The 26484-nt window shown below is 43.2% G+C and carries 21 protein-coding genes, 1 tRNA gene and 1 riboswitch; of the genes, 6 read left to right on the top strand and 16 right to left on the bottom strand.

Annotated features, from left to right (window positions below):
- Positions 1–5: 5 nt before the first annotated feature.
- Both gbsB and betB read right to left on the bottom strand, forming a co-directional pair.
- Positions 6–1214: a choline dehydrogenase gene (gene gbsB / locus BGM23_RS06245; RefSeq protein ID WP_003243227.1), complete on the bottom strand. Its 1209-nt coding sequence runs from the start codon at positions 1212–1214 to the stop codon at positions 6–8.
- 16 nt (positions 1215–1230) lie between these two features.
- Complete coding sequence (gene betB, locus BGM23_RS06240) at positions 1231–2703, bottom strand: betaine-aldehyde dehydrogenase (protein ID WP_003243430.1); 1473 nt, start codon at positions 2701–2703, stop codon at positions 1231–1233.
- Between the two features lie 198 nt (positions 2704–2901).
- Here betB and gbsR point away from each other — a divergent pair, with 198 nt between their 5' ends.
- The 4 genes from gbsR to ktrB all read left to right on the top strand — a co-directional run bounded on the left by gbsR (position 2902) and on the right by ktrB (position 6564).
- Positions 2902–3444, top strand: a complete 543-nt coding sequence (gene gbsR / locus BGM23_RS06235) for a transcriptional regulator GbsR (protein ID WP_003244320.1) — start codon at positions 2902–2904, stop codon at positions 3442–3444.
- A gap of 196 nt (positions 3445–3640) precedes the next feature.
- On the top strand, positions 3641–4186 hold the full coding sequence (gene bslA, locus BGM23_RS06230) for a biofilm surface layer hydrophobin BslA (RefSeq protein ID WP_003243556.1): 546 nt from the start codon (positions 3641–3643) through the stop codon (positions 4184–4186).
- Positions 4187–4330: 144 nt separating this feature from the next.
- Positions 4331–4479: riboswitch (cyclic di-AMP (ydaO/yuaA leader) on the top strand.
- Between the two features lie 72 nt (positions 4480–4551).
- Positions 4552–5220, top strand: a complete 669-nt coding sequence (gene ktrA, locus BGM23_RS06225) for a potassium uptake protein KtrA (protein WP_003228942.1) — start codon at positions 4552–4554, stop codon at positions 5218–5220.
- Positions 5221–5226: 6 nt separating this feature from the next.
- Positions 5227–6564 carry a Ktr system potassium transporter KtrB gene (gene ktrB, locus BGM23_RS06220; protein WP_003228940.1) on the top strand — a complete coding sequence of 446 codons (1338 nt, stop codon included), beginning with the start codon at positions 5227–5229 and terminating at the stop codon, positions 6562–6564.
- Between the two features lie 36 nt (positions 6565–6600).
- On the opposite strand, the gene BGM23_RS06215 is transcribed toward ktrB, so the two are convergent.
- From BGM23_RS06215 to BGM23_RS06205, 3 genes are all read right to left on the bottom strand, one after another.
- The gene (locus tag BGM23_RS06215; RefSeq protein ID WP_003222348.1) at positions 6601–6864 is read right to left on the bottom strand and encodes a YiaA/YiaB family inner membrane protein; all 264 of its coding nucleotides are present in this window, start codon (positions 6862–6864) and stop codon (positions 6601–6603) included.
- A 108-nt stretch (positions 6865–6972) separates the two neighbouring features.
- Complete coding sequence (gene lytG, locus BGM23_RS06210; protein WP_003228938.1) at positions 6973–7821, bottom strand: exo-glucosaminidase LytG; 849 nt, start codon at positions 7819–7821, stop codon at positions 6973–6975.
- 160 nt (positions 7822–7981) lie between these two features.
- A complete protein-coding gene (locus BGM23_RS06205) occupies positions 7982–9517 on the bottom strand; it encodes an MFS transporter (RefSeq protein WP_029726531.1) in 1536 nt (511 codons plus the stop codon).
- Positions 9518–10019: 502 nt separating this feature from the next.
- Here BGM23_RS06205 and cdoA point away from each other — a divergent pair.
- Complete coding sequence (cdoA, locus tag BGM23_RS06200; protein ID WP_029726532.1) at positions 10020–10505, top strand: cysteine dioxygenase; 486 nt, start codon at positions 10020–10022, stop codon at positions 10503–10505.
- 106 nt (positions 10506–10611) lie between these two features.
- Here cdoA and BGM23_RS06195 read toward each other — a convergent pair.
- From BGM23_RS06195 to BGM23_RS06185, 3 genes are all read right to left on the bottom strand, one after another.
- Positions 10612–10684: transfer RNA gene (locus tag BGM23_RS06195), tRNA-Ala, on the bottom strand.
- Positions 10685–10791: 107 nt separating this feature from the next.
- Positions 10792–11622: an undecaprenyl-diphosphate phosphatase gene (locus BGM23_RS06190; protein ID WP_003243397.1), complete on the bottom strand. Its 831-nt coding sequence runs from the start codon at positions 11620–11622 to the stop codon at positions 10792–10794.
- 92 nt (positions 11623–11714) lie between these two features.
- Positions 11715–12881: an AI-2E family transporter gene (locus tag BGM23_RS06185; protein ID WP_003244365.1), complete on the bottom strand. Its 1167-nt coding sequence runs from the start codon at positions 12879–12881 to the stop codon at positions 11715–11717.
- A 181-nt stretch (positions 12882–13062) separates the two neighbouring features.
- Here BGM23_RS06185 and iolU point away from each other — a divergent pair, with 181 nt between their 5' ends.
- Positions 13063–14049 carry a scyllo-inositol 2-dehydrogenase gene (gene iolU / locus BGM23_RS06180; RefSeq protein WP_003228926.1) on the top strand — a complete coding sequence of 329 codons (987 nt, stop codon included), beginning with the start codon at positions 13063–13065 and terminating at the stop codon, positions 14047–14049.
- A 40-nt stretch (positions 14050–14089) separates the two neighbouring features.
- Here the strand turns inward: iolU and rhaA are convergent, their stop codons facing one another.
- The 8 genes from rhaA to tlpA all read right to left on the bottom strand — a co-directional run bounded on the left by rhaA (position 14090) and on the right by tlpA (position 26424).
- A complete protein-coding gene (rhaA, locus tag BGM23_RS06175; RefSeq protein WP_003244294.1) occupies positions 14090–15364 on the bottom strand; it encodes an L-rhamnose isomerase in 1275 nt (424 codons plus the stop codon).
- 25 nt (positions 15365–15389) lie between these two features.
- A complete protein-coding gene (gene rhaM, locus BGM23_RS06170) occupies positions 15390–15704 on the bottom strand; it encodes an L-rhamnose mutarotase (RefSeq protein ID WP_003243762.1) in 315 nt (104 codons plus the stop codon).
- Between the two features lie 17 nt (positions 15705–15721).
- Positions 15722–17179 carry a rhamnulokinase gene (rhaB, locus tag BGM23_RS06165; protein WP_003243094.1) on the bottom strand — a complete coding sequence of 486 codons (1458 nt, stop codon included), beginning with the start codon at positions 17177–17179 and terminating at the stop codon, positions 15722–15724.
- 4 nt (positions 17180–17183) lie between these two features.
- Positions 17184–17960, bottom strand: coding sequence for a rhamnose catabolism operon transcriptional regulator RhaR (rhaR, locus tag BGM23_RS06160; protein WP_009968057.1), 777 nt, complete (start codon positions 17958–17960; stop codon positions 17184–17186).
- Positions 17961–18017: 57 nt separating this feature from the next.
- Positions 18018–20087 carry a bifunctional aldolase/short-chain dehydrogenase gene (locus BGM23_RS06155; protein WP_019712496.1) on the bottom strand — a complete coding sequence of 690 codons (2070 nt, stop codon included), beginning with the start codon at positions 20085–20087 and terminating at the stop codon, positions 18018–18020.
- 135 nt (positions 20088–20222) lie between these two features.
- Positions 20223–22211, bottom strand: coding sequence for a methyl-accepting chemotaxis protein (gene tlpB / locus BGM23_RS06150; protein ID WP_019712495.1), 1989 nt, complete (start codon positions 22209–22211; stop codon positions 20223–20225).
- Between the two features lie 113 nt (positions 22212–22324).
- On the bottom strand, positions 22325–24310 hold the full coding sequence (gene mcpA / locus BGM23_RS06145; RefSeq protein WP_003244077.1) for a methyl-accepting chemotaxis protein: 1986 nt from the start codon (positions 24308–24310) through the stop codon (positions 22325–22327).
- 125 nt (positions 24311–24435) lie between these two features.
- The gene (gene tlpA / locus BGM23_RS06140) at positions 24436–26424 is read right to left on the bottom strand and encodes a methyl-accepting chemotaxis protein TlpA (protein ID WP_003243846.1); all 1989 of its coding nucleotides are present in this window, start codon (positions 26422–26424) and stop codon (positions 24436–24438) included.
- Between the last annotated feature and the right edge of the window lie 60 nt (positions 26425–26484).

Raw genomic sequence — 26484 nt, 5'->3', positions numbered from 1 at the left:
TTTGATTATACCGTTTTAGGCGTAAGGTTAAAGCAGCGCTTGTAGATCCAGTTGTATGCTTTTTCATTTAAATCTCTAGGGTTTCCGAAGGTTTGCGGATCTTTCATTGCTTCTTTAGACAAGCGTTCGATCATATCAGGTGATACTCCCTGCTCTTCTAAAGTCGGCACTTCTAAATCTTCGACCAGATCATACATCCAATTGACAGATGCTTTCGCAGCTTCTTCTGTTGTCATCTTGCTTGTATCAATACCGAACGCTTTCGCAATACGCGCAAACTTCTCAGGATAGCCCTTCCAGTTGTATTCCATGACAGGGCCCATCATCGCCGCTACACATTGGCCGTGAGCGACTGGGATAATACCGCCAAGCGTTTGGCTCATCGCATGAGCCGCGCCCGCTGATTCACTTCCGTAAGAAAGACCGGCAAGCATCGCTGCCTGCGCCATTCCGTACCTTGCTTCCAGATCCTCTCCGTCAGCAAATGCCCTCTTAATGTAATGAGCGGCATACTCAATCGCCATTAGGGCAACCGCATCCGTGATTGGCTGTGCAAATTTCATTGTATAGCACTCAATGGCATGGGCGAGCGCATCAATTCCCGTCATAGCTGTTACATGCGGAGGCATTGAAACATGAAGCTCAGGATCAATGATGGTCAAGTGCGCTGCAATCAGCGGACCGCCCGTGTTGAATTTGAATTCTCTTTCTTCATCTGTGATAACCGCCCATTGAGTTACTTCTGATCCTGTTCCAGCTGTAGTGGGAATTGTCGTCAGCGGAGGAATGCGGTTTTCCAGCGGTTTTTTCCCATCTGCCGCTTCATAATCAAGCACGCTTCCTTCGTGAGTCGCTTCTACTCCGATTGCTTTAGCTGTATCCATGGAGCTTCCGCCTCCGACTGCCACCAAACCATTACAGTTCTCTTTTTTGTAAAGCTCAGATCCTTCATTCACCAGACGGACAGGCGGGTTTGGCTCAACTTTATTAAAGAGCACCACTTCAATGCCTGCTTCTTTAAGTGATTCGATTACAGGATCAGCAACACCGGCTTTATAAATCCCTGGGTCTGTGACAAGGAGCGCTTTTGAAACGCCCAGTGCAGCTACTTCCTCACCCGTATGCTTGATGGCTCCGATTCCATGCTTAATCACAGTCGGAATTTCAAATGTGTGGAATTTCTGCATGCTTTCTACCTTCATATTTAATGTCATCATCAATCTCCCCCTCTTATGAATTAAACCAGTTAACCGCTGCCGGTTTTGTATTGCGGTATACATGTTTGACTTCTGTGTATTCTTCAAGGCCTATTTTTCCAAGCTCGCGTCCGAACCCGGATTGCTTATATCCGCCCCATGGCGCTTGTGCAAAGTACGGATGAAAATCGTTGATCCAAACGGTTCCCATTCTCAAGCGGGCTGCTACCCGTTCGCACTTTTCAATGTCTTTTGACCATACCGCTCCAGCCAAGCCATAGATGGTATCATTCGCAAGCTCGATTACCTCTTCTTCAGAGCTGAAGGTTTCGACTGTCAATACAGGACCGAAAACCTCTTCCTGAACGATTCTCATGTCAGAATTACAGTTTGAGAAAATAGTAGGTTCATAGAAAAAGCCGTTTTGAAGCTCAGGATCTTCCGGGCGTTTGCCTCCTGTCTCCAGCTTCGCGCCTTCCTCTATTCCGATCTCTACATATTTTTCTACCTTTGCCCTGTGCTCAGCCGAAATAAGCGGACCGCTTTCTGTCTCAGCATGAAAACCGTTTCCGAGTTTTATGCGTTTTGCCCGTTTGACCAGCTCCGCCAAAAATTGATCATGAATGGCATCCTCAACAAGCAAGCGGGAACCTGCAGAGCATACTTGGCCGGCGTGGAAAAATACAGCGTTTAAGGCCTGATCAACCGCAACTTCTAAATCCGCGTCCTTGAAAACAATATTTGGGTTTTTCCCGCCAAGTTCAAGGGCGATTTTTTTGACGTTTCCGCTTGCCGCCCGCATGATTTTTTTGCCTGTTTCAATTCCGCCCGTAAATGAAATCAAATCGACGTCTTTGTTTACGGCAAGCTCGTCGCCCACTGTGGCTCCCGGTCCAAGAACAAGATTTGCGACACCTTTTGGAACACCGGCTTCTTCCATCAGCTTAAAGACCTTAATTGTCGTCAGCGGCGTGATCTCACTCGGTTTCATAACAATCGTATTACCTGCGGCAAGTGCGGGTGCGATTTTCCAGCTCGCTTGAAGGAGCGGATAATTCCATGGAGTGATCTGGCCGCAAACCCCGATTGGCTCCCTAATAATTTTGCTTTCTGAATCAGGAATTGGAGATGAAATGATCTCTCCGCCATCTTTGTCTGCCAAGCCGGCGTAATATTGAAAAACATTGGCGATATCGTCCATATCGGCCTTGCTTTCTTCGAGTGTTTTTCCTGTATCAAGAGATTCAAGCTCAGCCAGCTCCTCAAGATCGCGTCTGATTAATTCCGCAATTTTCAGAACAATTTTTCCGCGTTCAAGCCCGGATAGCGAAGACCATTCTCCTTTGTCAAATGCTCTGCGTGCGGCTGCGATTGCTTTGATGGCGTCCTCTCGCCCTCCCTCGCTTACAGTTGCAATTTCTTCTTGATTAAATGGGTTGATAATACTGCGGATCTGTTCTTTTTCGGCACTGATCCATTCTCCGTCAATGAATAATGTTTGACTCATATAAGCCTCCTTGACGTAAATAAAGTTTGTTAAATAAAAATTTAATGTTTTTAACAACCTTAATCTAACATATGGTTTTTAAACTGTCAAAGTCCCATTTTGATTTTTCTTTTTGACTTTTCCTCATGTTTCGTTAAGATAAAGAACATAAAGAAATAACTTAACGAATTTAATTTTCTAAAGGAAAAGAGGGTCAGTATGGATGAAAATCCAGAATTTGCAGCTATAGAACAGGCTCGGGATCTTGTTATTGACTCCATTGCTGAAACGATGGATCTTTACGGAATTACCCGCAGTGTCGGGATTTTATATGGGACGATGTATATGAGGGATGAGATGACGCTTGACGAAATGCGTGAGGAGTTGCAAATGAGCAAACCAAGCATGAGCACTGGCGTCAAAAAGCTTCAAGACTTAAATGTAGTGAAAAAAACATTTCACCGGGGCATCCGCAAGCATACATTTGTGGCTGAGAAGGATTTCTTTAAATTTTTCACAAATTTCTTTCCACCTAAATGGGAGCGGGAGGTTCAAGTGAATGTAACAGCGATCGAGGAAGCTCAAGCTGATTTACAAAAGGTTTTATGCAAGGAAGATCTCGATGAGGATATCAAAAATGAAGCACTGCAGTTATATGATCAGCTGGAAAGCTCTAAAGCTTACTATGACTGGCTGAAACGGCTTGCTGAATCGGTGCAGACCGGAGAAATTTTTAAATTTATACCGGTCGAAACAAAGTAAAGCAGAAAACGCCTGGGAAACCAGGCGTTTTTTTGATGTAACTACTACAAATTTGAAAAATACGGGAAAAACACCCCATTTACTTCCAAAATATTTGATGGTAATTTTATGTAGGTAAAATTTGTATTTGGCCTTCAGAGGAGGTGAAAAGCGGGCAGGCCTGTTTAATTTATCATTTTTTAGGGGGAATTTTGTTATGAAACGCAAATTATTATCTTCTTTGGCAATTAGTGCATTAAGTCTCGGATTACTCGTTTCTGCACCTACAGCTTCTTTCGCGGCTGAATCTACATCAACTAAAGCTCATACTGAATCTACTATGAGAACACAGTCTACAGCTTCATTGTTCGCAACAATCACTGGCGCCAGCAAAACGGAATGGTCTTTCTCAGATATCGAATTGACTTACCGTCCAAACACGCTTCTCAGCCTTGGCGTTATGGAGTTTACATTGCCAAGCGGATTTACTGCAAACACGAAAGATACATTGAACGGAAATGCCTTGCGTACAACACAGATCCTCAATAACGGGAAAACAGTAAGAGTTCCTTTGGCACTTGATTTGTTAGGAGCTGGCGAATTTAAATTAAAACTGAATAACAAAACACTTCCTGCCGCAGGTACATATACTTTCCGTGCAGAGAATAAATCATTAAGCATTGGAAATAAATTTTACGCAGAAGCCAGCATTGACGTGGCTAAGCGCAGCACTCCTCCGACTCAGCCTTGCGGTTGCAACTAATGTAAAAGACCGGTTAACGCCGGTCTTTTTTGCGTTTTACCCTCCCCTTTTTCTCTAATTCCCGTTATCTTTTTTCTGGTTTAAAATTTAAATTGACAAACACTAGAAACAGGAGTAAATTCTTGAGTGTTCAATTTCATACAGTCTCTTTTACCGCTTAATCAAACACGAACGGGGGAACCAACGATTGGCTGTTTTTTTAACAGCCTTGGGGTGAATCTTACTAAGTGAGAGGGGGTACTCTGAATCCCTAATCCGACAGCTAACCTCGTAGGCGTATACAGAGAGGAGGTCTATTATCGGCCATTCTTTGCAATGGTCTTTTTTGCTTCAAAAACGTTAATTCACTAAGGGAGATATGAACATTGGGAAGAATTAAAAATAAGCAATTTGCCGTGATCGGGCTGGGCCGGTTTGGCGGCAGCATTTGTAAAGAACTTCATAGAATGGGGCATGAGGTCCTTGCGGTTGATATCAACGAAGAAAAGGTCAATGCATATGCTTCTTACGCCACTCATGCGGTAATTGCCAACGCCACCGAAGAAAACGAATTGCTTTCATTAGGAATACGCAATTTTGAATATGTGATTGTTGCCATCGGAGCAAATATTCAAGCGAGTACGCTGACCACCCTATTATTAAAGGAGCTTGATATTCCAAATATTTGGGTGAAGGCTCAAAACTATTATCATCACAAGGTGCTTGAAAAAATCGGCGCTGACCGGATTATTCATCCTGAAAAAGATATGGGAGTTAAAATCGCACAAAGCCTTTCAGACGAAAATGTTTTGAATTACATTGATCTATCTGATGAATACAGTATTGTCGAGCTGTTGGCTACGCGCAAGCTTGATTCAAAATCGATTATTGACCTGAATGTAAGAGCAAAGTACGGCTGCACGATCCTGGCCATCAAACATCATGGAGATATCTGTCTTTCCCCCGCGCCTGAAGACATCATTCACGAGCAAGATTGCCTGGTGATCATGGGCCACAAAAAGGATATTAAACGTTTTGAAAACGAAGGGATGTAGACAAAGGTGACACTTCAAAAGGATAAAGTGATCAAATGGGTTCGGTTTACACCGCCTCAAGTGCTTGCCATTGGTTTTTTCCTTACCATTATCATCGGGGCTGTCCTATTAATGCTTCCGATTTCCACTACGAAGCCATTGTCATGGATAGATGCTCTTTTTACTGCGGCTTCCGCTACAACTGTTACAGGGCTTGCTGTTGTCGATACCGGTACTCAATTTACGGTATTCGGGCAAACAGTTATTATGGGGCTGATTCAGATTGGCGGGCTTGGATTTATGACATTTGCGGTCTTGATCGTCATGATATTAGGAAAAAAAATCGGCTTAAAAGAACGAATGCTCGTCCAGGAAGCCTTAAACCAGCCGACAATCGGCGGTGTCATTGGCCTTGTCAAAGTCCTGTTTCTGTTTTCGATCAGTATTGAATTGATAGCAGCACTCATTTTATCCATCCGGCTTGTACCTCAGTACGGCTGGTCATCCGGCTTGTTTGCAAGTTTGTTTCACGCAATATCTGCTTTTAACAATGCCGGGTTTTCGCTGTGGCCTGATAATTTGATGAGCTACGTTGGCGATCCTACAGTGAACCTCGTGATTACTTTCTTATTTATTACAGGAGGGATCGGATTTACGGTTCTGTTTGATGTGATGAAAAATCGGCGTTTTAAAGCTTTTTCTTTACATACAAAGCTCATGCTTACAGGAACGCTGATGTTGAATGCGATTGCTATGCTTACGGTCTTTATTTTAGAATACAGCAACCCCGGCACGCTCGGCCACCTGCATATAGTCGATAAACTGTGGGCGTCCTATTTTCAGGCAGTGACGCCGAGAACCGCAGGCTTCAATTCTCTAGATTTTGGAAGCATGAGAGAAGGAACAATTGTATTTACTTTATTATTGATGTTTATCGGAGCAGGAAGCGCATCAACGGCGAGCGGCATTAAGCTGACTACGTTCATCGTGATTTTAACATCTGTTATTGCTTACTTGAGAGGTAAAAAAGAAACGGTTATTTTCCGCCGTTCCATCAAATATCCGATTATCATTAAAGCTTTAGCTGTGAGCGTCACCAGTTTGTTCATCGTGTTTTTAGGGATTTTCGCCCTGACGATCACAGAACAAGCGCCATTTCTTCAAATTGTGTTTGAAACCTTTTCCGCATTCGGAACTGTCGGCCTTACGATGGGGCTTACTCCTGAACTGACAACAGCTGGCAAGTGTATCATTATTGTCATCATGTTTATCGGAAGAATTGGTCCTTTAACGTTCGTGTTTTCATTCGCAAAAACAGAGCAATCAAATATCCGTTACCCTGATGGCGAAGTGTTTACAGGGTGATATCAAAAAAATCCGGCGTGCAGTCGCCGGATTTTTTTATGATTCGATATGAGATTGATTTTGTCTTTTTTCCTGTTCCGCGATGATTTCATTATCCTCCGCGTTATCACGGGTTACTTTTTGTGTAAGAATCGCACCAACTGCTACAAGTATCATAACAGCGATGTAATAACCTTTTTCATTGAGTTCCAGGTTATCAGCATTATAGAGTCCGATACTAAACAAAAATACTCCCGCAAAAAAAGTAAAATAAGCTAATACTGTAAAGGCAACCGTGTTTCTGCGTCTATATTTCTGCACCTTTGTTCCCTCCCGAAAGCATAGTTAAAAAGTGATAACTTCCGTGGAATATTATACCTCAAATTCCCCGTAATGGAACAAAGAATTAAAAATACCAGTAAAAAGGGCTTAGGTTGCCTCCTTTATTTCAACAGCTGAATCATCAATCCAGCCGATAAGTTTATCATTGATTTGGAATTGGTACCATACAGACTGGCCTTTCTGTTTTTTAGACACAACCTTTATGTCTTTGCCGACGTAAGATTGGGCAGAGGTAAGCCTTATGGACCGATCATCAGTAGAGGGCTTGGACCATACGTCTTGAACGGCACTGTCTTTAATAGAGGCGTTTAAATCCACAGATTTGAGGGATGGATTTACCTCATCGTACTCATCTAAATCGTATTTTTCCACAATAGCGCTGATTTTGTCAGCGTAGTCAGGGTCTGTAGCATATCCTGATGTTTGCAGGGCGGTTGCCGCTTCCTTATAATTCCCTGCCTCAAGCACCGGTTTATACTTCTTTTTATTCCACGATGTGCCACGAACGAACAATTGGGCGTGATCATCCATAGATTCAAAAAACGTGCTGTATTTTCGAAACTTCGCGCGAATGGTTTTTCTTTTCCCTTTTTCAACTTCGTCCGTTTCCATCGTGACATGATGGCCTTTATAATTCCCTTTTACGCCAAAAAGGTTGTTGGCCTTAGCAGCCAGTTCACTGTTCCCCCAGTCCGATTCGAGAATGGCCTGAGCAATTGTGATGCTGGGGAGAACATGGTATTTTTCATACAAAATTTGGGCATGTCCGGACAGACTGTCTATAAATACTTGCTGTTCATCGATTTCTTCAGTTTCTTTGGATATTTCAATCGGTTTTGATAAAGTTGTCGCTAAAACAAACAGAGCTAGCGGAATCGATACAAGGAAAAATAGTGAAATCAAGAGTTTACGTTTTTTAAGTTTTTTACGGGCCATGAAAACCTTCCTTCGAATTAAAAGATTACGAATGTAAAAGAATCTACCTTTTAGAATTTTACTTGCACTTCTAATATTTTTCAATTCTTTAGGGATAAAGTTGGGAAAAGATTGCAAAATAAAAACCTTTTCGCTCAATGAAAAGGTTTTTACCATGTTTCTATTTTTGTAAATTTCTGAGTGCATTACGATATTCCGTATCATTTATTACTTTATATGATTTGACAGTTGCCTTCGACAAACCTTCTGCTGAAACGGCCGGTTTTTCCGGAGCTGTTTTCGCTTTATCATGTGGTTTATGTGCCAGCTTGTGCCCCATTCCAGTGGCATTCATACAAAATGACAGGCAGACGAGCAGCACGCTAAGGATAAAAGAAATGAAGAAGAGATCATGATAAGCAGTCATCATAGAATCCTGTTCCGAACCGCTTTGTCTGGCAGCATCTTTTTTCGTGAAAAAGCCGATGAGAATGGGAACTCCCATATAGACAAACAATCTTAAAAACTGAACAGCTGTCATTCTCTTGACCAAATCAGGCAGCGGGCCTCCCATGGCAGCTCCCATCAGCCCTGCGGCGACTGTCAGGCCTGTTCCCGCTGCAAGCATGATAAACAGTGCCGCGAACATATAAAGAGATGATCGATCCTGTATATGCAGCCATTGAAAATTCACAAAAACGAGAATGAGTCCGCCGATAATACCGAGCATCCCTGGTCCGACTTTATCATATAACAGAGCGCTTAAAATGGCCGCGATCGCCACTCCGATTAAAAGAGTCAAGTTTAAAAAAATGAGATGCTCCTGAGAAATATCATACATTTGACGGAGCAAGCCTTGAAAAGCAGACAGGCTGACAGCTACCGTTATCGTCCCTGCAGCTATGATCAATAAGCCAAGCACCGGTTTTGGCAGCAGCATCAGTTTAATAGATATGAAGGGGTTTTTCACTTTATATTCCACAATCAATAGACCAATGAGCAAACATAACGTCACCCCGAAACCAATCCATACATAACCCGATGACAGCCCCCATTTTTGCAGAAAAATGAATGAAACCGCTGAGGCTGCGGCAAGGAAGACAGATAAAAGAATTCCCGCACGATCAAGCGGCTGTTCTTGATCCGCCGCTCCGTGATGCTCATCATGAAGAAAGAAATAGCTCACCGCGACACCGATCAGGGACAAGGTGCCAAAGATGATAAACAGCCATCTCCAATGCCCGCAGCTTGTTGCAATGGTTCCCAGGATTGTACCGATGATAACAGAACCATAGAATCCCCCGATCAGCACAAGCAGTGCATAGTTCCTGCGTTCAATCGGGAATGACAGTACAAGCATTGGAATCATAATCATCAGCATGACGCCTGTTGCCGCCCCCTGTAAAAAGCGCCCTGCCGCCATCCATGCAATATCGCCTGAACATGCGATGAGCAGTGAGCCTAGTATAAAGACAGGTAATGAAGCCAGATAGACGGGACGCGCACCGAATTTTTTCCTCAGCAGCGGTCCTGCCGGAACTAACAAGGCAAAGGCCATATTGCCGATCAATATCGGGTTTACTAATGTGAAGACACTTGTTCCAACCGCTTTCTGAACAAGGCCTTGAACTGACGACAATGCCGTGTTAGACATCAATCCCGGCCCGACCGCTAAGACGGCGAGCAAAGAAATCACCCAATAGTGTTTTGTCTTCATGTTGTCATTCCTTCCTATATGAATACATGCGAAACACATCATTTTTTGAAAACAAAAGAAGCTAATAGATTTTGCATACCATTAGCTTTCATTCTAATATTCTCCCTTTCAGGGGAAATGATATTATTTTATTATAATTATGTGAATGAATGAGCATATAATCAAATATTATTTCAAATCGATTGTGTTTTGTCAATGGAGTAAATTTCAAGCACAACATAGAAAGCTTGAAAGCTTTTCCCCGATATTGTGTCTAGAACTGCACTTATGAATCCCTGCTCGTTCCCTCAAGCGAATTAAAGCAGGCCGTTTTAATCCTTTCAATCCACTATTCCCACTAATAAACTCGAATAAGTTGGTGATAAGACAACATTTTGCCCCCACATTTTTTTGTGTTCACTGGGCGTTTGCCGCCTCTAAATTGTATATGGGTAAATACCATGAATTAACCTATGAAATACCAATGTAAGGAAATTCTAAATATTCCGGGAGGCAAAAACGAATGGAACTGTATGAGTGTATCCAAGACATTTTTAGCGGCTTGAAAAATCCATCGGTTAAAGATTTAGCAACGTCTTTAAAAAAAATTCCAAACGCAGCAAAATTAAGTCAACCGTATATTAAGGAACCAGACCAGTACGCTTACGGCCGAAATGCCATCTATCGAAATAATGAATTGGAAATTATCGTGATTAACATTCCGCCAAACAAGGAGACAACAGTACACGATCATGGTCAATCCATTGGTTGTGCAATGGTGTTAGAAGGAAAGCTTCTTAATTCTATTTATCGCTCAACCGGCGAACACGCAGAACTCTCCAATTCATACTTTGTCCACGAAGGAGAATGCCTTATTTCAACCAAAGGTTTAATTCACAAAATGTCCAATCCCACATCCGAACGAATGGTGTCTCTTCATGTCTACTCCCCTCCTTTGGAAGACATGACGGTCTTTGAGGAACAAAAGGAGGTATTGGAAAATTCATGATTGACAGATAAACTGCTCACTTTGACTTCGCTCAACTGGAGGATTCAGAGAATGAAACCTTTTCCTCAAAACAAAAAAACCCTTATAGAATAAGGGTTTAAAGGTATGGAGCCAAGGGGGCTCGAACCCCTGACCTCTACGCTGCCAGCGTAGCGCTCTCCCAGCTGAGCTATGGCCCCGTATGTAACGTCATGTTTATTATAGATGATTTTATTTTGAAAAACAAGCTGTTTCCTCTTGAATTGACAGAAAAAATAAGGCTCGGAAAAGAGCCTTATTTTTCGACTTACATCATGATCAAAAGTAAAATCACACCGAGAATAATTCGATAGATTGCAAATGGGACAAGTTTGATTTTGTTAATCAGCCTTAAGAAGAAACGGACGACAAACAGTGCGACCACAAAGGCACAGATAAAGCCGACGATGAAAAACGGCATCAGATCCGAACTTAAGCTGTCCCAATGCTTCACGAGGCTTAGAAAGCTGGCTCCCATCATGATCGGCATCGCCATAATAAACGTAAAGTCGGCTGCAGCTCGGTGGTTTAATCCGAGAATAACACCGCCGGAAATGGTTGAACCCGAACGCGAGAAACCAGGCCAAAGGGAAAGACATTGGAATAAGCCGACGGCTATCGCCTGTTTATAGGAAATGCGGTCGAGTGTGTCTGTCGCTGTTTTCCGTTTATTGACCCAGTCAGCAAAAAGCATGAGGATTGCCCCGGCAATTAAACCGATGGCCACAGTTTTAACGGAAAATAAATATTCATCAATGTAATCTTCAAACAAAAAGCCGAGAACAGCTGCAGGCACGAGTCCGACGGCAATTTGGGCAATGCTTAATTTATGTCCCTGCTCCTGGTCGCTTGTAATATTTTTTTTCAAGCCCAGTAAATTTAAAATTCGGTCTTTAAACACGATAGCTACTGCTAAAATGGAGCCTAGCTGAATAACCACCTTGAATGAGTTAGCAGCTTCTTCTGACATCAGATTACTTGATTTTAGCCAGATGTCGTCTACTATGATCATATGTCCTGTCGAAGAAACCGGCGCGTACTCTGTTAATCCTTCTACGATTCCTAAAATGGCGGCTACAAACAATTCCCATAGAGTCATGATTTTGATTCTCCCCATTAGACATTTATTTTTTTACATAACGGGAGCTTCCCATAAATGGAAAGCCCGTCTTATATAACTATAAACGAAAATCACACTTTATGCCCCGGCGTATTTTCATTTTTTTCTTCATCGTATAAATGTGACTGCATTTTAAACCAGTCAAATAAATGTGTCGTAATGACTTTGGCAACCGCATAGCCGGGAATCGCAAGAATGATTCCAACAACGCCAAACAGCTTGCCGGCTGTTAACAGCAGAAAAATAATCGTAATCGGATGGATGTGAAGGTTTTTTCCCATAATTTGCGGAGAGATCAGCTTCCCTTCAATCAGCTGAACAATCGTCCAAACGATCACCAGCTTAAGCAGCATGAGCGGCGATGTCACTATGGCAATGATAATCGCAGGCGTAATGGCAATCGTTGGCCCTAAATATGGAACGATGCTTGTGCAAGCCGCAATGACTGCAAGCAATGAAGCATAATCCAGCCCGATAATCAAATAACCGATAAACAGCAAAAACCCGATACAGAAGCTGACAATGATCTGGCCTCTGATATAAGAGCTTAACCGATGATTCATTTCGCTTAAGACTGTATATGTCTGTTCTTTCAATCGAGTCGGCACAAACTTCAGTATGTAGACCGGTAATTTTCTTCCGTCTTTTAGCAAATAAAATAGAATAAACGGAACCGTGACGATCGAAATGATAATCTCAGTCAGTGCGCCGATAAAATTCCCAACACCGGTAAAGGTGCTGTTCACGATCGTCGCTGCCTGATCCGAAACCTTTGTAGCAAGATCAGATATATTAATGTTCATCGTTTGCTGGGCCTGATTGACGAAGTTGCTGCCAATCAGCTGTTTCGTCTGATTTTCTACGACGTCCACATATCTCGGGATATTGTCAATCAAACTCATAATTTGTTCTTTTAAGAAGGGAATGATCGACACGATCGTGATCGTGATCAGCCCGATAACCAATAGGTATAGCAGCAATATAGAATAGATTCTTCTTATTCTTCTTCTCTCCAGAAAATCGACGACTGGGTTTAACAGATAAAAAACAATGCCTGTCAAAATAATCGGAAGTGATATCGTTTTGAGCAGAACAATAATCGGGGTGAAAATAAATGATGTTTTTGTAAATACTAGAATATTTAAACCAATCAGCAGCAGCACAAGCAAAAATAAAACAAACTTATTATCCAAGAAGAATCGCTTGAATCTGCCGCTCCATGTTTGCAACGTCTCCACTATCGTTCCTCCGTCATACATAGTTTAATTAAATTGTACACTATCGTCCCTATAATGAAAAATAAAAACCGTTAATTGCTGGAAAAGCTTTCACGGTTTTAACATTCTATTTATATCTATCATGTGATTTTGTTCTTTTTAAGCTATAATTTAGCTATATCATGCAAAAGGAGCGATACGAGTGATACGTTTTGCAATAATAGGAACCAACTGGATTACAGACCGCTTTCTTGAGTCAGCAGCGGATATCGAAGATTTTCAGCTGACTGCTGTTTATTCAAGATCGGCTGAACGCGCTGGCGAGTTTGCTGCTAAACACAACGCTGCGCATGCCTTCTCAGACCTTCAGGAAATGGCGGCGAGCGATTGCTTTGATGCCGTATACATAGCGAGCCCGAACGCTCTTCACAAGGAACAAGCCGTTCTCTTTATGAACCATGGCAAGCATGTGCTTTGTGAGAAGCCGTTTGCTTCGAATACAAAAGAAACAGAAGAGATGATCTCAGCGGCTAAGGCAAACGGCGTTGTTCTCATGGAAGCAATGAAGACCACTTTCCTGCCGAATTTCAAAGAACTGAAAAAACACCTGCATAAAATCGGCACTGTCCGCAGATTTACCGCAAGCTACTGCCAGTATTCCTCACGATATGACGCGTTCAGAAGCGGAACTGTTTTGAATGCGTTTCAGCCTGAGCTTTCCAATGGGTCATTAATGGATATTGGCGTCTATTGTATTTATCCGGCTGTTGTGTTGTTTGGCGCGCCGAAGGATGTAAAAGCAAACGGATATGCTTTATCCTCCGGAGTGGACGGAGAAGGAACTGTCATTCTGTCTTACGACGGGTTCGAAGCTGTTCTGATGCATTCCAAAATCTCTACTTCCTATGCCCCGGCTGAAATCCAGGGTGAAGACGGGACGATTGTAATCGATACGATTCACCGGCCTGAACGTGTTGAAATCCGCTACCGGGACGGCCGCCTTGAAAACATCGCGATCCCTGATCCTAAACCGGCGATGTTCTATGAAGCAGAAGAATTTGTCACGCTTATAAAAGAGAATAAGCTGGAATCTGAAGAAAATACATTTGAACGGTCTTTGACCACCGCAAAAATTATGGAAGAAGCAAGAAAGCAAATGGGGATTGTATACCCTGCTGATCAAGCTTAAAAAAATCCGCCCGCGTGCAAATGCCGCGGCGGATTTTTTATTAGACAATCGGAGAAGATGCCTTCCTTTTTAAAAGCACCTGTTGCTCATATTCTTTGATGTCATAAAGCCATGCCTCTTTTACCGGAACGCCCATTTGCTCACAGTAGGAATCCCAGATGGCTCCGAAAGGATATGTTTTGAATTCCTCCATCAGGGCCAGCCTTTCTGTATAGCGGCCCTCTTCCTGCAATTGTTTTAAATATCCGTTCGGGAGAAGCAGGGCATACAATAAAGCTTTGATCATATTTCTCGTTCCGATGGTCCAGGCGGCTACACGGTTAATGCTGGCATCGAAAAAATCCAGACCGATGGCTACCTTCTCAAGAGCATGATTTCGTACAATTTCAAGAGCGATTTCTCTCAATTCATCATCCAAAACCACTACATGGTCGCTATCCCAACGAACAGGCCGCGATACGTGCAAGGCAAGCTTGTCTGTGTAAAGCAGCATGGACGAGATCTTGTTTGATACCGTCTCAGTCGGATGGAAATGGCCTGTATCAAGTAAACAAAGCTTATGATTCGTCAAAGCATAAGCTAAATAAAATTCATGAGATCCGACAACATATGATTCGGAGCCAAGCCCGAACAGCTTGCTCTCGATTGAATCAAGATTGTGTTGTTCACTGATCTCCTCTGAGAAGATCCGATCCAGTGATTCTTTTAGTCTTTTACGCGGTGTCAGCCTATCACTCGGGATATCCTTATAGCCGTCGGGAATCCAAATATTCGTCAAGCAAGGTGTTCCTAATTCTTTCCCGAAGTATTCCCCGATACGGCGGCAAGCGATGCAATGCCTGATCCAAAATTCTCTGATGTCCGGATCAGGGTGTGAAAGGGTGAGTCCGTCAGCCGCTTTCTCATGCGAAAACAAGGTTGGATTAAAATCTAAACCGAGACCAAGGTTTTTTGCCCATTTCACCCAGTTTTCAAAATGCTGCGGCTTCAATTCGTCACGTTCTACCGCTTCCCTGTTTGTTTCTGCGTATATCGCATGCAGGTTTACGCGGTGCTTTCCAGGAATGAGAGAAAGAGCCTTCTCCAAATCTCTTCTTAATTCTTCAGGAGTTTGCGCTTTTCCGGGATAATTGCCGGTCACGTCAATTCCGCCTGAAAGCTCGCCCTTATTTACTTCAAAGCCTTCAATGTCGTCACCCTGCCAGCAGTGGATCGAAATGGGCACTTGCTCTAATTGCCGAAGCGCCTCTTCAACATCAATTCCCCATTTTTCATATGCCTGTTTTGCACTGTCATAATTGGCTTTTATGGTCATACGGCTCTCTCCCTTTATCAGTTTTTCAATCCAAATAAAAAACTTCCTTTAGATCTATCGCAACAGGACTGAAATCCGAATTTGTTTTCATTAATGGCGCCATCGATTTCCACCATCTTTGGCAAACTTCCGTGTCCGCCATCTTTCTCCATTTCTCTTCATCCTCTATTTCTAAATATGCAAAAAGCCTGCCTGTTTCCTCGTCTAGAAAAATGGAATAATGGTGTGCTCCATGAGCTTTGAGTGCTTCTGCCATCTCAGGCCAAATGTCATCATGCCGCTGTTTGTATTCTTCGTACTTGTCTTGATGGACAAACATGATACTGGCTTTTCTTTTCAAACCTTTTCACCTCTTCATCATTTAGATAGCGCTTTCAAAACAGTTTGCTGAAATGACTGAATGATCGTGCTTCTATCAATGTCTTTAGGTGTAAACACTTTGATCGGAAAGGAATTTCTGACGACTTGCCGGGCTTCTTTTATGTCTTTGACTTCTTTGGCAGCAATCATTTGCATCAAAAGATTTCCGGTGGCAGTTGCCTCTATCGGCCCTGCATATACCGCTTTTCCACTCATGTCTGCCGTTAATTGATTTAAGAAATCATTCCGGGCTCCGCCGCCGATGATATGAAATTGCTCGATCGGTTTTTCTGTGATTGTTTCGAGCTCTTTGATGGCTATCGCATAGATGATGGCTAAATTGCTGTAGATGCAGCAGGCAAGTTCGCCTGCAGTACGGGGAATCTTTTGGCGGGTTTGTCTGCAATAATGTTGTATTTCCTTTATCATGTTTTCTGGATTCAGGAAACGTTTATCATTTAAGTTTATAAATTGCTGGAATGGTTCTGTTTTTTTGGCTTCTTCTGCAAGCTGCTGAAAAGAATAATCTGCTTGTAGCTGCTGTTTGACTTCTTGTATCACCCACATGCCGATAATGTTTTTGAGAAAGCGAATGGTGTTGTTTGCGCCGCGTTCATTTGTATAGTTGTTTTCTAAAGCAAGATCAGTTATTATCGGTGTTTTGTTTTCAACCCCGATTAACGACCATGTTCCGCTGCTGATATACGCCCAGCCATCATTTACGCCTGGCGCCGCAATGACGGCCGAGGCCGTATCATGTGTTGCGACTGTCATCACCTTGCACGCCGGGAGATCATAATCCGGGAACCACTCATTTCTTAGCTTCCCGAGTTCACACCCCGGTTCAGTGAGCGGCGCAAATTGCTGTTCCAGAACAGACACGGCTTCAAGCAATTCAGGATCAAGATTTCCCGTTGAGACGTTTAAAAGCTGTGTTGTGGACACGTTTGTGATTTCCGTTACAGCTTTTCCGGTTAAACAATAGCCTAAATAATCAGGAATCATCATAATTTTGTCTGTCTTTTTCAGCAGCTCACGGTCTTCTTCAAACAATTGATAGATCGTGTTGAAAGGCTGAAATTGTATTCCTGTTTTTTGATAAATTGCGGCTTTTGAGAGGGTATGTTCCAGTTTGTCTATTGTGTGATCTGTTCTTCTATCACGGTAGGAGATTGCTTCCCGCAACCGATCGCCTTTTTCGTCCAGTAAGACATAATCGACTGCCCATGTATCAATGCCTACGGTGCAGTGTTCATACCCAAGCGTCTTTACTTTTTGCAGTCCTTGCAGGATTTGTTTTAGCAAATGATCAATATCCCATAAGCAATGCCCGTCTCTTTGACTGAAACCGTTAGCGAACCTGTGAATCTCTTGTATGTCAAGCTTCCCTTCATTCAGTTCACCTACCATGATTCTCCCGCTTGATGCGCCTACATCAATGGCAGTATAAATCATCCTTTCACCCTCTCTTCGAAAGAGGAACAGCTGTCACCTTCACCTTTTTGTCCTCAAGAGCTTTTACCGATGCCGGATCAAGTCCAGAATCCGTAATAAGGCGGCTGACATCTTGCAGCGAGGCAATATGTGAAAACTCGCGGTTCCCCCATTTGCTTGAATCGGCCATCAAAATGGTCTGGTCCGACCTTTCGATCATCCGTTTTTTGAGCAGCGCCTGCCACTCATTTGAATCACTCATCCCGTTGTGTACGTCAAATCCCTTACATGACAGAAAGGTTTTATTGACATGATAGGTCTCAAGTGAACGCTCTGCTAACGGGCCGGCAAACGATAATGATTTTTCCAGCAAAATGCCGCCTGTTGAAATGACTGATATGTTTTCTTTATTGCTGAGTTCAATAGCTGCTTTCATTGAGTTTGTAATCACGGTGAGCTCAATGTCAGGGAGTATTTTTGCCATGTACCAAGCGGTTGTGCTTGCATCGAGAATGATTCGGTCTCCGCTTTTTACATATTTGGCCGCTTCGTGAGCGATGGCTTTTTTTTCGATGACATTCGTGATTTCCCGTTCAGAAAAATGAATTTCTGATTCCTTCTGCTGAATACTGACCGCTCCTCCGTGGCTCCGGCTCAGTTTATGTTCTTTTTCAAGCTTTTCAAGATCACGCCGAATGGTTTCCTCTGTGACTGAAAATATGTCACTTAATTCGGAAACGCGGATGCTTGAACGCATATTTACTATTTCCACTATTTTTTGCTGCCGTTCTGCTACTAGCATCGGTAACGCCCTTCCTCATATCGTAGTCCGTCTTATATTTTTTATCATAGCATATTTCTAACGCGTAAAAGCAGCAGGGACGCCGCCGTCTACCGTGATCATGCAGCCCGTTGTTTTTTCGGCTTTGGAAGAAGCGAAGAATGCAATGGCTTCGGCAATATCCTCCGGGTAAATATTGACGAGCAATGCTGTCCGTTTCCGGTAATGTTCCTCCAGCTGATCCGGTTCAATCCCGTACGCCGCGGCTCGTTCCTCCCGCCAGCTTGAACCCCAGATTGCCGATCCTTGAAGAACCGCATCAGGCAAAACAGAGTTGACCCTAATGCCGAATTCTCCACCTTCTGCAGCAATGCATCTTGCTAAATGGGTTTCAAGCGCCTTAACAGAGCTGTAGGCAGAGGCGTTTTTTCCCGCATAAACTGAATTTTTCGATCCGACAAATACCATGCTTCCGCCTCTATTTTGATGTTTCATCTGTTTAAACGCTTCACGGGCTACAAGGAAATAGCCTGTTCCTAAAACATTCATATTAAGATTCCATTCTTTTAGACTTGTTTCGTCAAATGGGCTTGATGTGGCCAGCCCGGCATTATTGACGACGATATCAATGCCGCCGTAAGCAAGCGCCGCTCGTTCAAAAGCTGACTGTACGTCTTCCTCCTTTGTCACATCCATTTTGACAGCCATTGCCCGTCCTTTTCCGTATGCATCGTTTATTTCCCCGGCAATTTTCTGTGCGCCTTCTATATTCAGATCAGCTACGATCACGTGCCCTCCCTCAGCTGCAAATCGGCGGCATGCCGCACTGCCGATTCCGCCGGCTCCTCCAGTTATCAGCGCTACTTTTCGGGAAAATTCTGCTTCCGGCGGGGCCAGCGTGAGTTTATATAGTTCGAGCGGCCAATATTCGACATGGTAGGACTCATTTTCATGTAAAGAAACAAATTGCCCCAGAGCGGTTGCTCCTTTCATCACGGCGATGGCCCTCCGATATAAAGCCCCGCTTACTTTAGACATGGCATAACTTTTTCCTGTATTCACCATTCCGATTCCCGGAATCAATATCACCCGTGGGGAGGATTCAAAGATTTGATCCCCATCCTGCTGATTTCGTGTAAAGTAAGCCTGATACTCTGATGTAAAGGTCTCGACTCCTGACTTGATCAGATCTGCAAGCTTGTGCACATCTTGAGTTTCCGGATTCCAATCAATGTACAGCGGAACCCGTTTTGTGTGAACAAGGTGATCCGGGCATGCCGCACCGATTTGCGAAAGTGCTGGCGCTTGGACACTGTTTACAAATTCCAAGACATCGTCATGATCATCATAGGAAAGGATCATTTTCTTTTCTTCACTTACTGCTCCTCTGATCACAGGCATGATGCCTGCCAAGATTTGTTTTCTTTTATCCTCCGGCAGCGGCTGATACCTTTTGCCTCCGAATACCTCATGCTGATTGATACGATCGTTAACATACTGCTCGGCTTCTTGAATGATGGATATCGTTTTTTGATAACATGTTTCAGACGTCTCTCCCCAAGTGACTAAGCCGTGTTTCTCCATTAATATAAGCTCGGCGTGGGGATTGTTTGCTACGCCTTCAGCGATCATTTTAGACAAAGTAAATCCAGGGCGAACGTATGGCACCCATACAAATCGGTTTCCGTAAATGTCTTCAGCGATTTGTTTTCCATTATCTGCACAGCATATGCTGATAATCGCATCTGGATGGGTATGGTCAACATGTTTGTATGGCAGAAAAGCGTGTAATAGCGTTTCAATTGAAGGGCGGGGATGTTTGCTGTCTATCATACAATGAGACAGGTAGTCTACCATTTCTTCATTTGGCATTTGGTCCCTTTTAATCAGCGGGCGGATATCATCTAATTTCAAACCGGTAAAGTTATGCGTTTTCATTGTTGCCAAATCCGAACCGCTTCCTTTTACCCACATGACTTCTATTTCACGGCCTCTAAAATCCTTTTCCGTTGTTTTCATAGATGTATTCCCCCCGCCCCAGTTGCAGACAGTGCGGTCTGACCCGATCAGATTGGACCTGTACACCAATTCCTCTACACCTTTAGGCAGCTGTGCAGCTCGCTCTGAATCCCATATATGTTTCACCATATTTGATATTCCTCCATCCCCTTTTATTTGTATCCGTTTTCATTATACATGATTTCTGTTTGTTTTTGAATTGTTTTTGTTTATTTTTGTTTTCAACAAAAAAGAAAGCAGCAGATATGCCGCTTTCTTGTTTTATTAAGATTCAATTTTAAATTTCTTCGTAATGTCCTGAAGTTCTTCCGCCATGTTTGCCAACGTTTCCGCTGAAGAGCTGATTTCTTCCATGGACGCAAGCTGTTCTTCCGCCGAAGCTGCGATATCCTGAATGCCTGCTGAGCTTTCTTTCGCCACTGCAGAAATATCTTCAACAGCACTTGACACTTCCTGTGATCCGGCTGACAGTTGTTCAACCGTCGCGTTCAAGTTTTGCAATTCGCCGGAAATTTGGGTTGTCATCTCATAGATTTGTTTAAAGCTTTCCGCTGTTTGATCCGTAATCTGCAAGCCTTCTTTCACTTCATGATTCACGGATTGGAACATTGAAAGTGAGGTACTGATTTCCCTGACAATCTCTTGAATTAATCCTTCAATTTCCTTGGCGGAGTCTGCTGACTGTACAGCAAGTTTTCTAACCTCTTCCGCAACTACTGAGAAACCTCTTCCGTATTCTCCCGCTCTTGCCGCCTCAATCGCAGCATTTAATGCAAGCAGGTTGGTTTGATCAGCAATGCCATTAATCACATTCAAGATGCTTGTGATGTCTTGCGATTTTGTTTCAAGACCCTTCACAACCGCTTCCGCTTTTTGAACGGATTGGTCAATTGTTTTCATCTGGCCGACTGTATGCTCCACCAGCTTTTCTCCGCTGCCCGCTGCCTCAGAGGACTGAATCGATGATTTCGTAATGGTTGAAGAGGCCTGAGCCACTTTTGAAATCCCCTCGTTCATTTGAGAAAGATGATTTGAGCTTGTTTCCAGTTTCTCGCTTTGCGCCTCGTTGCCATCTGAGAACTGTTCGATGGCAAGTGTAATATGCTCAGTTGCCTTGCTCGTTTGGGCTGCGCTTGCCGTCAGCTCCTCAGAAGATGAAGCAACGTTTTCTACAGACGTTTGAATAACCCCGATTACAGAACGCAATGATGCAGACATTTCATTAAAGCTTTCGCCAAGCTGGCCAAACTCGTTTTTCGAGTGAATGTCAATGACTTCTGTGAGATCTCCGCTGCTGATTTTTGCAGACGTTGAGACAAGTTTTTTTAACGGCTTGGTGATGGCACGAATAATATAGAGTATGAGTATGCCGCCGATTACAATTGACACGCATAGAATGATAACCGCAGTGTTCAGCACCGGACTTGAAGCATCTTGCAATTCACTGACAAAATATGTGCCTGCGATTTTCCAGCCAGTCAGTTTATTTGTCGTAAAGGCCATTTTCTTTTCTTTGCCTTCGAATGTATATTCAAATGAGCCTTCTTTTTTGGAATATACTTGGTTTGTCCAATCGCCGGATCCGGTTGTCCCCGGCTTAATTGTCGGATGGGCGATATATTTTTTGTTGCCAGTCGTAATAAATGCAAAACCTTCTTTACCGATTTTGATTCTTTGTGATGCAGTAAGCACTTCATCCAGGTTTAAATCAAGCGCTATAACCCCTGAACCGTCTTTTAATTGTTTTGAAATTGTGACAACGATATCTCCTGTCGCTTCATCAGTATACGGTTCTGAGAAAACAGCTTGTCCTTTTTCCGCAACCGCCTGTTTGTACCAGTCACGTCCTGTCGGATCAAAACCTTTCGGAACACCGCTATCCGGATATTTATAAAGCTTCTTATCTTCTGAAGCAGCATAGATTGCGCCTACATCGTCGTTAAGTGTCGTGTACTGCTTAAATTTCTCTTTCAGTAATGTTTTGTTTTTGCCTAGCAATATGTCTTTATCGACTGTCTCACTATAATAATCTATTGCTTTTACTTTATCTTCTAATTTATTTTGCAGCGTACTGTTTAGTTCTTCAACATTTCCCTTCGCACTGTTTATGAGCTCTCTGTCTAACGCGTTCCAAGCTGATTGATAACTGAAATATGCTAAAACCCCAACCGGCAAAATAAGCACTGCCAGAAACGCAGCGATTAGCGGTTTGCTGATCGATGGCTGTTTGATCCATTGTATGAATTTTCCCATTCTCGTTGACTCCTCCTTTAAGATAAATCTAATATCGTCAAACTAGGATAAAAGGTTTAATAAAAAAACTAAAAAAAACACCCAAGCGCAACAAGCTTGGGTGTTAAGGCTTATTATTCAATTTTAAATCGTTTGGTCATATCCCGAAGCTCTTCCGCCATAGAGGAAAGGGTCTCTGCAGACGAGCTGATTTCTTCCATGGAAGCTAGCTGCTCTTCAGCTGACGCCGCGATATCTTGTATATGCGCTGAGCTTTCTTTTGAAATCGATGCAATGTGCTCAGACGCTCCCGAAACTTCTTCGGAGCTGGCAGAAAGCTGCTGAACCGTCGCACTCATATTTTGCAGTTCGCCGGCGATTTGGTTCGTCATTTCAGAAATGCGTTTGAAGCTCATTTCTGTTTTATCTGTGATGTCAAGTCCTGTCTGCACCTCTTGATTGACAGATTGGAACATGCCGAGTGATGTATTGATTTCCTTCACAATTTCGATGATTAATCCTTCAATCTCTTTTGCTGAATCTGCTGACTGTACTGCCAGTTTTCTTACTTCTTCCGCTACAACGGAGAAGCCGCGGCCGTACTCGCCTGCGCGCGCTGCTTCAATTGCTGCGTTTAAGGCAAGCAGGTTCGTCTGGTCTGCGATGCCGTTGATCACACGCAAAATGTTTGTAATATCTTTCGATTTCGTTTCCAATCCGCGTACGACTTGCTCCGCTTCTTTAACGGACTTGTCAATGACATTCATTTGGCCGACGGTTTGATGAACAAGCTTGCCGCCTTCACTTGCAATTTCTGTCGATTGAACAGATGAATCAGTGATCACTTCAGAAGCTTGAGCCATATTCGTCAACCCGTCATTCATTTGATAAATGTGCTCTGCTGCCGTTTCAATGTTTTCGTTTTGTTTTTCATTGCCGTTAGAAAATTGTTCAATCGCCAATGTAATGTGCTCTGTTGCCTTGCTCGTTTGCGCAGCTGATGCAGTCAGCTCCTCAGAGGAAGCGGCAACATTGTCTACCGAATCCTGGATGGCGTGTATGAGAGAACGAAGTGACGACGCCATATTGTTAAAGCTTTTGCCGAGCTCGCCCAATTCATCTTTTGAACGGATATCAATGGTTTCCGTCAAATCTCCCTCGCTGATCCGCTTAGAGGAACCGACAAGCTGTTTCAGCGGTGTTGTAATCGACCGAATGATCAATGTCATGACGATAATCCCTATGATAATAGCTGCGGCCAAGACAATTAAAGCAAGGTGAAGGACAGGCTGGGCTGCCTCATGGATTTCATCCAAATACATGGTGCCGCCGATCTTCCATCCCGTCAACTTGTTTGTGTCAAAGGCCATTTTTTTCTTATCGCCATCCATGGTGTATTGAAAATCGCCTTTATCAGCACTCAACATCTTATCGAGCCAGTCGCCTTTTAATTCAGTTCCTGATTGTTCATTAGGGTGTGCGACAACTTTTTTGTCCTTCGTCATGATAAATGCGTAGCCTTGTGTGCCGATGTTGACTTTTTTGGTTGTTTTCAGCAGATTTTCAATCGTCATGTTGATTGCGATAACGCCTGAACCATCTTTTGTCTGCTGGGCGATTGTCACAACCATCGTATTTGTCGACGCGGTTTTATAAGGGTCTGTGATCACGACTTTCCCTTTATTTGCAACCGCTTTTTTGTACCAGTCGCGTTCAACCGGATTATAGCCGCTTGGCATCGGAAGATCCGGATAGCGGGTAAAGTGCCCTTTTGTGTCACTTGTATAAATGGATTCTACATCCTTGTTAATGCTGATATATTGTGAGAATTTCTCTGCAATGCTTGCATTGCTTTTTGCATTGTATTTCTCTTTTGTCAGCCATTCGCTGAAATAATCAGCACTGTTTTCTTTTTCGCCGATGCTGGTGTTAATGATTTCGTTTAATTGCTGTACATTTTCCAATGCGCTCCCCATCATCTGTCTGTCGAGTGAGCTGCTAGCCGATTGATACGCAAAGATCGCCAATATGACAACCGGTATGATGAGGATCGACAGAAAGGAAACGAGAAGCTTCCGTGTAATTGATCTTTGTTTTATGAGTTGGAGTATTTTTTTCATCATTCATTTCTCCTTTTTTATGCTACCCTTCATATCGGCTGGAAATGGGTAAATATATACAGCAAAAAAGAAGAAATTTAACAAAAGTAACTAATTTCCCATAAATAAATAGTATTTTAGACCTATTATTTGTCTACTTTAAATTGTTTTGTCAGATCACGGAGTTCTTCAGACATTCTTTCAAGCGTCAGTGCAGATGAACTAATCTCCTCCATGGATGCCAGCTGTTCCTCAGCTGAAGCGGCGATATCTTGGATGCCATCCGAGCTTTCCTTAGAAATGGCAGTGATATCATTTGAAGCTGCGGAAATTTCTTGAGCTCCCGCTGACAGCTCCTCAACCGTCGCATTCATGTTTTGCAGCTCGGAAGCAATTTGATTGGTCATTTGCGATATATGTTTGAAGCTCTGTTTAGTTTCATCCGTCATGACAAGCCCTGTTTCAACTTCTTTGTTTACGGACTGAAGCACGTTCAGTGATGTGTGAATTTCTTTTACTATTTCACTGATCAGCGATTCAATTTCTTTTGCTGAGTCAGCCGACTGTACCGCGAGCTTTCTCACTTCCTCAGCGACGACTGAGAAGCCCCGGCCGTATTCACCCGCTCTGGCAGCTTCAATGGCGGCATTTAAAGCCAAAAGATTGGTTTGATCCGCAATGCCGTTGATGACACGCAAAATATTCGTGATATCCTTTGATTTGATCTCCAGCCCTTTCACCACTTGTTCCGCTGCTTTTACGGAATGGTCAATTGTGTTCATTTGGCCGGCTGTTTTCTGGACGAGTGTCTCCCCTTTGCTTGACACTTCGGTTGAATCTGCGGATGTTTCTGTAATCACTGCTGCAGCCCGCGCCAGCTCTGCCAATCCGTCATTCATTTCATTAATTTGTTCGGTTGTCGTTTCTATTTTCTCGCTTTGGCTTTCACTGCCGTTTGAAAATTGCTCGATAGCCATCGTAATGTGCTCAGTGGCTCTGCTTGTCTGGTCTGCCGATGCAGTCAGCTCTTCAGACGAGGAGGCAACGTGTTCTACTGAGTCTTTGATCCCGTGAATGAGCGAGCGAAGCGAGTGTGCCATATGATTGAAGCTCTCACTCAGAACGCCGAGTTCATCTTTTGAATTGATTTCAATCGTTTCGGTTAGATCGCCTTCACTAATTTTTTCAGCGGATGCGACAATGCGTCTCAATGGCTTTGTGATGGATCGAATCACAAAATAAATCGCCGTCATTCCAGCTCCGATGGCAATCGCCAGAACGATTGAAGCCATGATCAGAACCCTGCTTGCAGCATCGTGAATCTCGTTTGCATACATCGTGCCGCTGATTTTCCAGCCTGTTGTTTGGCTTGTTGCAAATGCCATTTTTTTCTTTTTGCCTTTGTACGTATATTCAAAGTCCCCGCTTTTATCCTTGTAGAGCTTATCAACCCAGTCCCCTTTTAGCTCTGTTCCCGCTTTTTCTCCGGAGTAGGCGATGACTTTCTTGTTTTGGCTCAAAATAAAAGCATAGCCTTCTTTTCCGATATTGATTCCTTTCGCGGTAGTGACTAAGTCATCAATTTTCATATCAATGGCGACAACGCCTGACCCATCCACCGTTTGACGGGCGATGGTGACGACCATTTTTCCTGATGAAATCGATTCATAAGGCTCAGTGACAATTGTTTTGCCTTTATTGGCCATTGCTTCTTTGTACCAATCTCGTTCCAAAGCATTAAAGTCGCTTGGCATGTCAGCGTACGGATAACGTGTGAAGTCCCCGTCTTTGCCGCTTGAAAATACCGCAGCGACATTATCATTCATTTGGATAAATTGTTTAAATTCCTGTTTCAGCTCTGTTTTCTTTTTATCCTGAAATTTTTCTGCTGTAGCCCAATCGCTGAAATATGCGAGGCTTTTTTCAGTAGTGCTGATTTTATCATCAATGATGTGATCTAATATCTGAACATTTTCCTTTGCGCTTTGCGTCATCTGTACATCAAGTGAGGCAACTGCTGATTGATAAGCGCTAACCGAAAGGGCGGTTATCGGAACAATTAAGATCAGCAGGAAAGAAATAATAAGTCTCCTTGCAATTGATGATCTGCGAATAGTGGTGAGTGTTTTTTTCATTTCCTTTTGAACCTTCTTTCAATAATTTACAAATTATATCGGCGGATCTTCCTTTAAATT

Source organism: Bacillus sp. FJAT-14266 (genome assembly GCF_001719225.1).
Lineage (GTDB): Bacteria > Bacillota > Bacilli > Bacillales > Bacillaceae > Bacillus > Bacillus subtilis.
This window is presented reverse-complemented; position numbering and strand designations above follow the sequence as displayed.

Excerpts from the sequence above, each read along its gene's own strand:
- tlpB (WP_019712495.1), bottom strand. The coding sequence starts at position 22,211 with ATGGGAAAATTCATACAATGGATCAAACAGCCATCGATCAGCAAACCG.
- BGM23_RS06155 (WP_019712496.1), bottom strand. The coding sequence starts at position 20,087 with ATGGTGAAACATATATGGGATTCAGAGCGAGCTGCACAGCTGCCTAAA.
- lytG (WP_003228938.1), bottom strand. The coding sequence starts at position 7,821 with ATGGCCCGTAAAAAACTTAAAAAACGTAAACTCTTGATTTCACTATTT.
- gbsR (WP_003244320.1), top strand. The coding sequence starts at position 2,902 with ATGGATGAAAATCCAGAATTTGCAGCTATAGAACAGGCTCGGGATCTT.
- mcpA (WP_003244077.1), bottom strand. The coding sequence starts at position 24,310 with ATGAAAAAAATACTCCAACTCATAAAACAAAGATCAATTACACGGAAG.
- rhaA (WP_003244294.1), bottom strand. The coding sequence starts at position 15,364 with ATGACCATAAAAGCCAATTATGACAGTGCAAAACAGGCATATGAAAAA.
- tlpA (WP_003243846.1), bottom strand. The coding sequence starts at position 26,424 with ATGAAAAAAACACTCACCACTATTCGCAGATCATCAATTGCAAGGAGA.
- gbsB (WP_003243227.1), bottom strand. The coding sequence starts at position 1,214 with ATGACATTAAATATGAAGGTAGAAAGCATGCAGAAATTCCACACATTT.
- rhaR (WP_009968057.1), bottom strand. The coding sequence starts at position 17,960 with ATGCTAGTAGCAGAACGGCAGCAAAAAATAGTGGAAATAGTAAATATG.
- BGM23_RS06205 (WP_029726531.1), bottom strand. The coding sequence starts at position 9,517 with ATGAAGACAAAACACTATTGGGTGATTTCTTTGCTCGCCGTCTTAGCG.
- cdoA (WP_029726532.1), top strand. The coding sequence starts at position 10,020 with ATGGAACTGTATGAGTGTATCCAAGACATTTTTAGCGGCTTGAAAAAT.
- BGM23_RS06190 (WP_003243397.1), bottom strand. The coding sequence starts at position 11,622 with ATGACTCTATGGGAATTGTTTGTAGCCGCCATTTTAGGAATCGTAGAA.
- betB (WP_003243430.1), bottom strand. The coding sequence starts at position 2,703 with ATGAGTCAAACATTATTCATTGACGGAGAATGGATCAGTGCCGAAAAA.
- rhaB (WP_003243094.1), bottom strand. The coding sequence starts at position 17,179 with ATGATTTATACTGCCATTGATGTAGGCGCATCAAGCGGGAGAATCATG.
- bslA (WP_003243556.1), top strand. The coding sequence starts at position 3,641 with ATGAAACGCAAATTATTATCTTCTTTGGCAATTAGTGCATTAAGTCTC.